An 11,754-nucleotide genomic window follows, 5' to 3' on the forward strand; every position below is an offset into this window, starting at 1 on the left:
GGAAGTCCGGGGAGGACGTTCGGGTTAGAAGTTGTAGCGGAGGCCCACGATGAACTGGCGGCCGCTGTGGGTGTAGACGTTCAGGCGGTCGGTATAGCCGACGTACTGATCGTTGAACTCGTCGGTCAGGTTCACGCCCTCGATCGACAGCTTCAGGTTCTCGCGGATGTTCCAGCTGGCCTGCATGTCGACGTTCAGGGTTGAGTTGGTGCCCGCGATGAGGTTGTTGTCGCTGGCCGGAACCTGGGTGAGGTAGCCGCCGCGATAGGCCAGCGAACCGCGGACGCTCCACTTCGGGGTCTCGTAGTAGAGCGTCGCGTTGGCGGCGTGCTTCGACAGGCCGATCAGGTCCTCGATCATGACCGGGCCGCCCGCCGTCGTCGTGGTCGGGTATTCGATCTTGGAGGCGACGTAGGTGTAGTTGGCGATGACGCCGAAGTGGCTCATCCAGCCCGACAGGAAGGTGAAGGGCTGCTGGGCGTTCAGCTCGAAGCCCTTCAGGTTGCCGCCCTTGGTGTTCATGGGCTTGGAGACCTGGAACACCATGTCGGGCGTGGCGGTGGTGCCGGCGATCAGCGAGTCCGGCAGGCCCAGCGTGTTGTAGACGCGCGACTCGCTCAGATTGGCGACGAAGGTGTCGATCTTCTTGTAGAAGAAGCCCGCGGCGAACATCGTGCCCGACGACGGATACCATTCCAGCGACACGTCCAGGTTCTTGGACTGGGTCGGGTTCAGGTACGGGTTGCCCGAGCTGTAGCTGCGGTTCGAACCCTGCACAGACACGTCACCGCCAGGGGCGAGTGAGCCGATGCCCGGGCGGGCGATGGTCTTGGCGGCGCTGACGCGGGCCACGAAGGTGTCGGTGACGTCGGCGGCCAGGTTGAACGACGGCAAGGTCAGGTCGTAGTCGCGCTTGACGTCGACGCGCTGGATCACGCCGGCGACGGCAGCGTAGCCGGCCGACTCCTGCTCGGTGTGGACGCGGCGGATGCCGGCGTCGCCACGGAAGGGCAGGCCCAGCGCCTCGAAGCGGAACTCGGCCTGGACGTAGGCGCCGGTGTCCTGCTCCTCGACCGCGCCGTACTGGCCGCGGGCCGAGGTGTTGTTGGTGCCGGTCAGGGCGTAGATGCCGGTGTTGCTGTAGATGTTCAGCAGGGCGGCGTACTTGTCGATGTCAGGCACCAGCCAGGCGGTGGCGTTTCCGGCCGGCATGTTCAGGCCCTTGCCGAAGCCGCTGAACACCGTGGACACCGAGGCCAGCTCGGCGGGGGTCAGGGTCTGGCTGACGGTCTCGGTGGTCCGGTACAGGCCGTAGCTGTCGTACTCGAACTTGCGCCAGTCGACGCCGGCCTTGAGCTTCAGGTTCTGGTTGGCTTCCCACTCGCCGTAGATCTTGGCGGTCGAGAATTGGTTCTCGACGAAGGTCGGGCGGATGCGGACTTCCGAGGTGCCGTTGATGGCCGACCAGTTGGCCGGATCGGCAGCGTCGAAGTTCAGCAGGATCTGCGGGGCGCGCGCCTTGCGGAAGTCGTAGACATAGTTGGCGCTGTTGGCCCGGTCGAAGGTGACGATCGTCGAGACCGGCTGGGTGAAGGTCGAGTCCGCGTAGCCGGCCAGGGCGCCGATGACCACGCGGTCACCGAAGTTGTGCTTGGCCGACAGGGTGAACTGCTTGAACTCGGTGTTCAGCTCGTCATAGGCCGACTGGGTGCGCAGATCGACATTGTCCATCTTGGCGTAGACCAGGTTGCCGTTCTCGACGACGCCCTCGCGAATGATGGTCTGCGGCTTGCCGGTCGTGGCGCGCGACAGGCCGATGGCTTGCAGCTGGGCTTCTTTCCGCTCGCCGGCCAGATAGGCGTACAGGGCGTCGAAATTGATCTCGGTATTGGCGTCCGGCTTGTACTGCAGCGAACCGGCCAGGCCCGTGCGCTTGTTCTTGATGTCGTAGCTGACGTAGGCCGGGATCCGCGGCGCGAAGATCGCCTTGGTCGTGTCGGTTTCGTTGATCTGGGCGAGCGTGTAGCCGGAGAGCGTCGAGGCGGCGTTGAAGCCGCCGTTGCTGCCGCCGGTGGACCAACGGGTGATGTTGGCGCCTTCTTCCTTCAGGTGGCGCTCTTCGTAGGCGGCCGAGATCAGCACGCCCAGCTTGCCGTCGAAGAAGGTGCGGCTGGCCAGGGCCGAGACGCGCGGTGTGGTCTTCTCGGCGAGGTCGTTGTAGCTGGCGCCGGCCGACAGCACGAGCTGGGGCTTGCGGCTGTCGAAGGCGCGCGAGGTGTTCAGGTCGACAGTCGCGCCCAGCGAACCCTCCTCGACATCGGCCGAGGCGGTCTTGCGCACCGCCAGGCTGCTGAAGAGATCCGAGGCGAAGACGTTGAAGTCGAAACCGCGGCCGCGGTTGGTGCCGCCGCTGTTGGCCGTGCCGCCGGTGGTGGAGATGGCCTCCATGCCGTTGATGCGGACGCGGGTGTATTCCGAGCCGAGGCCCCGTACGGTGATCTGACGGCCTTCGCCGTTAATGCGTGAGATCGAGACGCCGGGGATGCGCTGCAGCGATTCCGCCAGGTTCAGGTCGGGGAACTGGGCGATGTCCTCGGCCTTGATGGCGTCGACGACGCCGCTCGAGTTACGCTTGATGTTGATCGCGCTTTGCAGGCTGGCGCGGAAGCCGGTGACGACGATAGCGTCGACTTCATCGGCGGCGGGGGCGGCCGGAGCGGCGTCTTGTGCGAAGGCGGCGCCCGCCAGGGTCAAGGCCAGAGCGGAAGCGCTGAACGCCAAGGCGGCGCGCGCGGGTTTGCGGTTGATCGACATCATCCCTCCCAGTGCCCGCGTGTCGCGGGTCTCTTTCGATCCGAAGGCGGCCGAACCACCTTCTTTGTTGGCTTCAGGATAGGAACGGGTTTCCGTCGAGGGCCAATCTCAATCAGGTATGGACTGATGCGCGTTCGGCACGGATCGAGGGTGAGGCGGCCTCCGAAAACGCAATTCAGATGCGTTTTTCAGGATTTCGGCCCGAATGACCTCTCGGAAACGGGTGGTCCGGACATGTTTCGATACACGAACCGCCTCGATCCATGTCGCCCGTGGATCGGTCGATAGGCTAATTGACTTAGACCTGGGGAACGGGCGCCTCTAGCGTCACCCTGGACGATGCCGGCGACAGATCGGCTGACAAGGGAAGGGACGTGTATGACCGACACCACCAAGCGGACGCGGGTGCGCTGGCTGATCATCACGGTCCTGTTCATCATCACCACGATCAACTACGCCGACCGCGCGACCTTCTCGATCGCCGGCCAGTCGGCGTCGAAGGAGCTGGGCCTGGACCCGGTGGCGATGGGCTACATCCTGTCGGCCTTCGCCTGGGCCTATGTCCTGGGCCAGATCCCTGGCGGGGCGCTGCTGGACAAGTTCGGCTCCAAGAAGATCTACACCATCGCCCTGATCGTCTGGTCGGGCTTCACCGCCTTGCAGGGTTTCGCGGGCTTCTTCACCGGCCTGATGGCGGCCAGCGTCCTCTTCGCCATGCGCTTCGCGGTGGGGCTCGGAGAGTCGCCGTCGTTCCCGGCCAATGCGCGCATCGTCGCGGCCTGGTTCCCGGGTTCTGAGCGGGGCACAGCCTCGGCGATCTTCAACTCGGCCCAGTACTTCTCGCTGGTCGCCTTCGCGCCGCTGATGGGCTGGCTGGCCCACAGCTTCGGCTGGCGTTCGGTGTTCTGGGTGATGGGCGTGGTCGGCATCCTGGCGGCGCTGGTCTTCGTCAAGCTGATCCACAGTCCGCTGACCCATCCGGCCGTCAACAAGGCCGAGGTCGACTATATCGAGGCCGGCGGCGGCCTGGTGCGGATGGAAGAAAAGAACGCGGCCAACGGCGCGGCCTTCAACTGGGCCAACGTCAAGCAGGTGCTGTCCAGCCGCATGCTGCTGGGCGTGTATCTGGGCCAGTACTGCATCAATGTGCTGACCTATTTCTTCGTCACCTGGTTCCCGATCTACCTGGTCAAGGAGCGCGGCCTGTCGATCCTGCAGGCCGGCTTCACCGCCGCCCTGCCGGCACTGTGCGGCTTCGCCGGTGGCATCCTGGGCGGCATGATCTCGGACGGCCTGCTGAAGAAGACCGGCAATCTGGACATCGCCCGTAAGACGCCGCTGCTGCTGGGTATGGTGCTGGCCACCTGCATCATCGTCTGCAACTACGTCGAGCAGGAGTGGCTGGTCATCGTGATCATGGCCGCGGCCTTCTTCGGCAAGGGCGTGGCGTCGCTGGGCTGGGCGGTGGTGGCCGACACCTCGCCCAAGGAGATGGCCGGCGTCACCGGCGGCATCTTCAACACCTTCGGCAATGTCGCCGGCATCGTGACCCCGATCGTCATCGGCTACATCGTCAAGGCGACCGGCTCGTTCGACGGGGCCCTGATCTTCGTCGGCGCCCACTGCGTGATCTGCATCCTGGCCTATTTCCTGATTGTCGGGAAAATCCAGCGTCTGGAACTGAAGGCGGCCTGAGTAACATGACGACCCGACGTTCCGTCCTGGCCGGCGCCTCGGCCCTGGTCTTCGCCGCCCTGGCGCGTCCTGCCTCTGCCGCGCCGATCCTGTCAGTCTCGACGCCGATGGCGCCGCCCGAATGGGCGCTGCTGCAACGCGAGCTGCTGAAGGCCAACGAGGAGGCCTGCGCGGCCTTCTTCGCCCGCTATTTCGACGATCGCGGCTGGCTGCGGGCCGTCGAGCGCTGGGGCGCCAATGACGGTCCCGACGACGCCATCGAGAACGTCAACGACTGGCCGACCCTGCACGCCCTGGGCGCGGGCGACCAAGTCCTGGCCATGGCCAAGAAGGCCTTCGACGGCAATGTCGCCCAATACACGGCGGCTAAGACCGTCGAGGTGCCGTTCGCTCGCGAGGGCATGTACTTCCGCGAATTCCCGGTCATGACCGACTGGCAGCACCTGTCCGAGGGGCTGTCGGTGTTCAACCTGCTGGGCCTGTCGGACCCCTACGACGCCCGCTATCGCGACCGCGTGAAGCGCTTCTCGGGCTTCTATACGGGCGAGGACAAGGCGGTCCCGAACTACGACCCGAAGCTGAAGATCATCCGCAGCATGATCACGGGCAGCAAGGGGCCGATGCTGCGGCAAGCCACGCCGCTGGACTGGGCCGGCGACCGGTTCGACCCGACCCATTTCTTCATGGAGCACGGCGAGACCACCTACCAGCAGACCCTCGATCACTATGCCGAGTATGGCGACGTGGTCGGCGATGCGCCGCTGAACCTGCAGGCCACCAGCCTGGTGCTGAACGCCTACATGCTGGACCACGAGCCGAAGTACCGCGACTGGATCGTCAGTTACGTCGACGCCTGGATCGATCGCGCCAAGGCCAATGGCGACGTGCTGCCCAGCAAGATCGGCCTGGACGGCAAGATCGGCGGTCCCAAGGGCCAGTGGTGGAGCGGGACCTACGGCTGGGGTTTCAGCCCCGTGGCGCCGCCGACCGGCAAGCGCGAGGACCGCAACCGCGTGCCGCGCGCCGTGGTCGGCTTCCTCAACGCCTACCTGCTGACCGGCGACGACAAGTACCTGGACGTCTGGCGCCGCCAGAACGACGTGATCAACGCCCAGAAGAAGACCGTCGACGGCAAGGTCATGACCCCGCGCATGTACGGCCCCAAGGGCTGGTACGGCTATGCGCCGGGCGAGTACCGGCTGAACGGGCTCGAGATCTGGTACATGTCGCAGAAGGCCAGCGACCGGGCTCGCGCCGCCGACCATCCGTGGGTCTCGTACCTGGAAGGCAAGGACGCCGGCTATCCGGTGAAAGCCTTGCGCGCCGACCTGGAGCGGGTCCGCGCCAAGGCTCAGGCTCAGCGCGAGGATAACACCTCGCCCGATACCCGCTTGGCCGACGCCACCCTGGACATCACCCCGGCCAGCGTCACGGCGCTGATCCACCTGATGGAAGGCGGCATCAACATCGCCCGGCCGGCCTGGTCGGGGACTTCGCCGTCGCAGGGCGGGGCGCTGCGCTATGCGCGCCTGCGCTGGTTCGACCCCGAGCGCCGCCGCGCCGGCATTCCGCCGGACGTTTCGGCCCTGGTCGAGAAGTTGGGCGAGGACGAGACGGTGGTGACCCTGGTCAACACCAACCAGGTTTCCGCGCGCACCGTGACGGTGCAGGGCGGCGCCTATGCCGAGCACCAGATCCTGAGCGCGGCGGTGGGCGAGGGGGCCGCGGTCCCGGTCGACTCTTCGGCATTCACACTAAAGCTGGCCCCCGGCGCCGGGACACGGCTGACCTTCAAGATGAAGCGCTATACGAACGCTCCGACCCTGAGCTTCCCCTGGGACAGGGCCTAGTTTCGTAAGGAGAGACCGATGATCGGCACGTGGGCCATGCTGGCGCTCGCTCTGGCGCAGACGCCTGACCCGAAGCCGATCGCGGCGGTCGCCGCCGGCGGTCCGGCCGCCACCGGGGCTGAGACTACGCTGCTGCTGGTCGACCGCGAGGCCGATGACGAGGCGCAAGGCTCGCTGCGCTGGGCGATCGCGACCAGCAACGCCGAGCCCGGCCGCTACCGCATCGAGATCGCCGCGCCGACCATCGTGCTGAAGTCGGCCCTGCCGGCGATCAAGGGGCCCGTCTCGATCGAGGGCCAAGCCTTCGCCCGCTTGGGCGGCCACAACATTGTCGATGGTTCTGGCTACCTGCCGCGCGACCTGAAGTCCTGCCCCGGCATGGTCCCGGGCCAGTACGGCACGAATGTCCGCACGGCCAGCAATCCCGGCTTCGCGCTGGTCGACACTAAGGGCGTGACCTTGCGCGGCCTGGAGATCCGCAATTTCTGCATCGGCGTGCTGATCCTGCGGACCTCGAACGCGGTGGTCGTCGACAACCGCATCGTCCGCAACATCGGCGGCGCTGGCGTCATGCTCAGTGGCGACGACGGCAAGGGTGGCTCGACCTCGAACACGACCCTGGACAACAAGGTCCTGCGCAACACCTTCTTCGAGAACGGCGACGGCCTGGAACTGACGCGCGGCGCGGCCTTCAACCTGATCGCCGACAATGTCTTCGACGGCGGGACCGACAATCTGGAGCCCTCGCAGGGTATCGAGATCCTGTGGGGCAACGACAACACCGTCGTGCGCAACCGTTTCCTGCGTTACTCGGACGGCCTGCAATCGAACTGGGGCGCGCGCAACTACATCGGCGCCAACGTCTTCGAGGGCAACGCCTTCGGGATCAGCCTGACGGGCGCGGGCAACATGGTCGTCGGCAACGAAATCCGCGGCAATGGCATCGGCATCGCCGTGCGTCCGGAAGCCAAGGTCGCCGTCAACCGCATCAGCCAGAACAGCATCGCCGGCAACGGCCTGCCGATTATGCGCTGCTCGGCCGGCGGTTCGTGCGATCCCAAGATGGTCCGGGGCGGCATCATCATCGGCCCGCCGGGACTAGAGCACGGCAGCTTCGTCGGTTCGCGCGGCATGGGCGTGGTCTTCGACAAAGCTGGGGCGGCGACGATCTGCCTGAACCAGGACGACGCGCCGAACTGCCACGCCCAGCCGCAATTTGCCCTGGCGCCGCCGACCCTCTCGGCTGTGCAGCGCGCCGCCGGCAAGCTCTCGGTGAAGGGGACGCTGCAAGCGCCGCCCGCCAGCCTGGTCACCGTCGAGGTCTTCGCCAGCAAGGCCGGAACCGCCGAGGGCGAGCGTTATCTGGGCGCGATCCAGGCGGTCACCGACGGCGTGGGCAATGCGGCCTTCGCCGGTGAGGTCGAGGGCGCGGCGGCCGGATCGGCCATCACCGCCACGACGACCACGGCGGCGGGGGCGAGCTCGGCGTTCTCCAAGCCCGCCAGCCTGCACTAGGTCCCTTCCTTCAGGAACGGCGCGGCCGAGAACAGTTCGCGCTCTTCCTTGCGCGGGTCGTCGACCATCTTCGAGATCTCGTTGAACAGCAGCGTCGGCCGGCGGGGCAGGGTGTATTGCTCCCAGGCCGGGATCGCCGCGCCGTTCGGGTTGCCCGTCCGCGCGAAGTTGACGAAGGCCCCGCTCATCTGATCGCGCACCTTCTGGGCCGCTGGCCCCGTGCCCGTCTTCGACTCCTTGGCGTCCAGCGTGCCGAACACCAGCGGGATGTCGTAGGTGTGGTAGGCGCCCATCTTCGGATCGGTCTGAGCGCCGAAGTCCAGCTGGTACATCCAGGCCGGCGCGCCGATCTTGGCCCGCTGCTCGGCCTGGATCAGGTGGCCCGGCCACGAGCGCCCGGCCGTGGTGATGGCGAAGAAACAGTCCGACGGGCTGTAGTTCGGATAGAGCAAGCGGTACTTCGCCACCAGGTATTCCGGTGACATGTCCAGCACCAGCTCGTTGTCCAGCTTGCCTGGCAGCTCCTCCCAGGTCAGCTCGAAGTTCTTGGGATCGCCGCCCAGGAAGGCCTTCGTCTCGTCGTGGGTGTTGCCGATGATCATCGGGATATGGCCACTCTCGCGCGGCGCATCCGGATAGAACGGGTGGCGGGCCAGGACGCCGTGGTCCAGCACCGACCAGAAGATGATGTTGCCCTTGCGCTCCAGCGGGTCCTTCATCTTCAGCGCTGCCACCAGCTGGGCGGCGGGCAGGGTCTTCAGCGCCTCGGTCTGGTCGGGCTTGAGGCCCAGCTTCTCCATGAAGGCCTTGGCGCGGATCGTGGCGTGGATAGGGCCCATAGCCGTGACGTGCTGGCCGCTCATGGTCGCGACCTTGTGGTACAGGCCCGCCGCGCGCGGCATGGCCATCAGGGTCACCACCTTGCCGCCGCCGCCCGACTGGCCGAACGTCATGACGTTGCCGGGATCGCCGCCGAACGCCGCGATGTTGTCGCGCACCCATTGCAGAGCCAGGATCAGGTCGAGGTTGCCGACATTGCCGCTGTCGGCCAGCTCCGGTCCGCCCAGCCGCGCCAGATAAGCGTAGCCGAAGCAGTTCAGGCGGTGGTTCACCGTCACCACCACCACGTCATAGGTCTTGGCCAGCCAGGTCCCGTCATACAGCGGGCTGGAGCCCGAGCCGTTCGCGTGGGCGCCGCCATGGACGTAGAACATCACCGGTCGCTTCTTCCCGTCGGCCACGCCCGGCGTCCAGACATTGAGGAACAGGCAGTCCTCGCTGGTCCCTTCGTCGGCCTTGCTCTGGGGAGACGCTGCGCCATAGGCCAGAGCGTCGGCGATCCCCTTCCAGGGCTGGGCGGCCTGCGCCGGCTGGAAGCGACGCGCCGAGGTGTCGGCCCCGTAGCGAACACCCTTGAAGACCTTGATCCCGTCGACCTGCGCCCCGCGCACTCGGCCCGCCGTGGTGGTCGCCACGGGTGCGGCGACGCCGGCGGCATTGACCCGCGTGGCGACGGACAGCGCGGCGGCTCCCGCCAGGACGGCGCGGCGATCGAGGGTCATCTTGTCTCTCCCAAACTCTATCGTTGGGCGTCGGCCCGCCGTGGGAGAGATCACGCGCTGCTAGCGCGCGTCGGTTCCCGCCGGCGAGGCTTCGGCCAGGCACAGGTCGATGAAGGTCTGCAGGATCGGGCTCTCGTTGTCCTTGCGCCAGGCCATGTAGAGCTCGACCGGGCGGTCGGGCGTGGTGGCCACTGGGCGGAACTGCACGTCGTCGAAATGCAGGCTCATGGCGGCTTCGGGCACGATCGCCGCGCCCAGGCCGGCATGGACCAGGGCCAGCATCGAGTGGATCTGGGTGACGTGCTGCACGTAGTTGGGGCTCACGCCGTTGGCGTCGAACAGCGTCGTCAGCATGTTGTAGAAATAGCCCGCGCCCTCGGGCGAATACATGATCAGCGGCTGGGCGTCGAAGTCGGCCAGGGTGAGGGTCGCCTTGGCCAGGCGCGCATCGCCGGTCGGCAGGGCCGCGACCAGGGGCTCTGACAACACGCGGGCAGTGGCGAACTCGGCCCGTTCCATCGGCGGGCGGACTAGACCGATATCGATGCGGCCTGTCAGCAGGGCCTCGACCTGCTCGCGGGTGACCATCTCGCGCAGGGTCAGGTCGGCGTTGGGCAGGCGAGCCTTGGACAGGATCACCAGCTGCGGCAGGAAGTTGTAGCCCGAGGCCGCCGTGAAACCGATGGCGATCTGGCCGGCCTCGCCGCTGGCGATGCGACGGGTGGCCAGGGCGGCGCTCTCGGCCAGGCGCAGGATGCGGCGGGCTTCCAGCAGGAAGGCGCGGCCGGCGGGGGTCAGGCGGACGGAGCGGCTGGTGCGGTCCAGCAGGGTGACGCCCAGGATCCGCTCCAGCAGTTGGACCTGCCGGCTTAGCGGTGGCTGGGTCATGTTCAGCCGCTGGGCGGCGCGGCCGAAATGCAGTTCCTCGGCCGTGGCGACGAAGCAGCGCAGTTGGCTCAGTTCGAACATCGGAAACCGCCCATCGACCACACCCTGGAGGCGCGACGCCAGGCGTTCGTTCGGACCGATCGCCAGCGTCTTCTTGCCAGGGAGAGGCGTGAACGCGTTCATGGGATGTGTAAAGCGGGTCGATGCGCCGGACGCATCGACCCGTCTGTCCTCTAGCCGTTGGCGGCGCGGCGCTGGTCGCCGGCGTTGGCGCGGGCGATCAGGCCCTGCAGCTCGCCGAACTCAGCCGGGGTCAGCTCGGTCAGCGGCAGGCGCACCGGACCGGCGTCGCGGCCGATGGCTTTCATGCCGGCCTTCACGATCGAGACCGCGTAGCCTTTGCCGCGATTGCGCAGGGTGATGTAGGGCAGCACGAAATCGCGCAGGCCGGCCATGACGGTGTCACGGTCGCGGGCGCGCACGGCCTTGTAGAAGTCCAGCGCCCACTCCGGCATGAAGTTGAAGATGGCCGACGAATAGGTCGTCACGCCCATCTCCAGATAGGGCAGGGCGAAGGTCTCGGCCGTCGGCAGGCCGCCGATATAGGTCAGGCGGTCGCCCATGCGGGCATAGACCCGCATCATCAGTTCCAGGTCGCCGACGCCGTCCTTGAAGCCCACGAGGTTCGGATTGCGGTCGCACAGCTTCTCGAGGGTGTCCTCGTTGATGATGGCGTTGTCGCGATTGTAGACGATGACGCCCAGCTTGGTGCTCTTGCAGACCGCCTCGATGTGACCCGCCAGGCCTTCTTGCGTGGCGTTGGTCAGGAAGGGCGGCAGCAACAGCACGCCGTCAGCGCCGGCGGCCTCGGCGTCCTTGGCCAGGTCCGTGGCGATGGCCGTGCCGTAGCCGGCCCCGGCGATGACCGGGATCTTGCCGTTGGTCTCGGCGACGGCGGCGCGGACCACCTGGCCGACTTCGGCGGGACGCAGCGAGAAGAACTCGCCCGTGCCACCGGCGGCGAACAGGCCGGCCAGCTCGCGTTCCAGCATCCAGCCGCAGTGCTCGCGGTAGGGCGCTTCCAGGAACTGGTGATCGGCGTCGAAATGGGTGACGGGAAAAGACAGCAGGCCGCCGCCGAGCTGGCGGGCCATTTCCGTCGGCGACATTCGGCTCATGAAGTCCTCTCCGAGCGGCGGCCTCGTCTCGGGTCTTTCCGGGAGGCCGCTTGTTGATCGTCACGGTAGAGAGGGCTTTGGTCGCGGTCTAAGCCAAAGGCGCTATGGACCGATACAGAATTTGGCTTGATCGAAGTCGGGCGCTGGCCGGTGCATGCGACCAGCGCCTCGATGTCTATCCGAACAGCGGCACGGGGCCTCGGCCGCCGCCATTCCAGTTGGCCCAGTTGGGGAAGATGTAGGGCAGGTCGG

General features: G+C 66.8%; 7 protein-coding genes. 3 read left to right on the top strand and 4 right to left on the bottom strand.

All coding sequences use genetic code 11. The features are described 5' to 3' along the window. Positions 1 to 24: 24 nt before the first annotated feature. The gene (locus tag AC1RRR_RS26030) at positions 25 to 2,817 is read right to left on the bottom strand and encodes a TonB-dependent receptor (RefSeq protein WP_492817598.1); all 2,793 of its coding nucleotides are present in this window, start codon (positions 2,815 to 2,817) and stop codon (positions 25 to 27) included. Positions 2,818 to 3,192: 375 nt separating this feature from the next. Between AC1RRR_RS26030 and AC1RRR_RS26035 the strand changes: the two genes are divergently transcribed. The 3 genes from AC1RRR_RS26035 to AC1RRR_RS26045 are packed head-to-tail and all read left to right on the top strand — an operon-like array spanning position 3,193 to position 7,874. Beyond that, complete coding sequence (locus AC1RRR_RS26035; RefSeq protein WP_492817600.1) at positions 3,193 to 4,509, top strand: MFS transporter; 1,317 nt, start codon at positions 3,193 to 3,195, stop codon at positions 4,507 to 4,509. 5 nt (positions 4,510 to 4,514) lie between these two features. Next, positions 4,515 to 6,359, top strand: coding sequence for a DUF8034 domain-containing protein (locus tag AC1RRR_RS26040; protein WP_492817602.1), 1,845 nt, complete (start codon positions 4,515 to 4,517; stop codon positions 6,357 to 6,359). An 18-nt stretch (positions 6,360 to 6,377) separates the two neighbouring features. Beyond that, positions 6,378 to 7,874, top strand: a complete 1,497-nt coding sequence (locus AC1RRR_RS26045) for a right-handed parallel beta-helix repeat-containing protein (protein ID WP_492817604.1) — start codon at positions 6,378 to 6,380, stop codon at positions 7,872 to 7,874. On the opposite strand, the gene AC1RRR_RS26050 is transcribed toward AC1RRR_RS26045, so the two are convergent. From AC1RRR_RS26050 to kdgD, 3 genes are read right to left on the bottom strand one after another with little or no spacing between them, the layout of a single operon-like run. Further along, entirely contained in the window at positions 7,871 to 9,436 is a 1,566-nt protein-coding gene (locus AC1RRR_RS26050; RefSeq protein WP_492817606.1) for a carboxylesterase/lipase family protein, read from the bottom strand. The genes AC1RRR_RS26045 and AC1RRR_RS26050 overlap by 4 nt on opposite strands. Before the next feature lie 60 nt (positions 9,437 to 9,496). Continuing rightward, positions 9,497 to 10,507, bottom strand: coding sequence for a LysR substrate-binding domain-containing protein (locus AC1RRR_RS26055; RefSeq protein WP_492817608.1), 1,011 nt, complete (start codon positions 10,505 to 10,507; stop codon positions 9,497 to 9,499). 50 nt (positions 10,508 to 10,557) lie between these two features. Continuing rightward, entirely contained in the window at positions 10,558 to 11,502 is a 945-nt protein-coding gene (gene kdgD / locus AC1RRR_RS26060; protein WP_492817610.1) for a 5-dehydro-4-deoxyglucarate dehydratase, read from the bottom strand. Positions 11,503 to 11,754 lie beyond the last annotated feature (252 nt).

This window comes from Caulobacter sp. GW821-FHT12D05, assembly GCF_058807295.1.

Excerpts from the sequence above, each read along its gene's own strand:
- AC1RRR_RS26030 (WP_492817598.1), bottom strand. The coding sequence starts at position 2,817 with ATGATGTCGATCAACCGCAAACCCGCGCGCGCCGCCTTGGCGTTCAGC.
- AC1RRR_RS26045 (WP_492817604.1), top strand. The coding sequence starts at position 6,378 with ATGATCGGCACGTGGGCCATGCTGGCGCTCGCTCTGGCGCAGACGCCT.
- AC1RRR_RS26035 (WP_492817600.1), top strand. The coding sequence starts at position 3,193 with ATGACCGACACCACCAAGCGGACGCGGGTGCGCTGGCTGATCATCACG.
- AC1RRR_RS26040 (WP_492817602.1), top strand. The coding sequence starts at position 4,515 with ATGACGACCCGACGTTCCGTCCTGGCCGGCGCCTCGGCCCTGGTCTTC.
- AC1RRR_RS26050 (WP_492817606.1), bottom strand. The coding sequence starts at position 9,436 with ATGACCCTCGATCGCCGCGCCGTCCTGGCGGGAGCCGCCGCGCTGTCC.
- AC1RRR_RS26055 (WP_492817608.1), bottom strand. The coding sequence starts at position 10,507 with ATGAACGCGTTCACGCCTCTCCCTGGCAAGAAGACGCTGGCGATCGGT.
- kdgD (WP_492817610.1), bottom strand. The coding sequence starts at position 11,502 with ATGAGCCGAATGTCGCCGACGGAAATGGCCCGCCAGCTCGGCGGCGGC.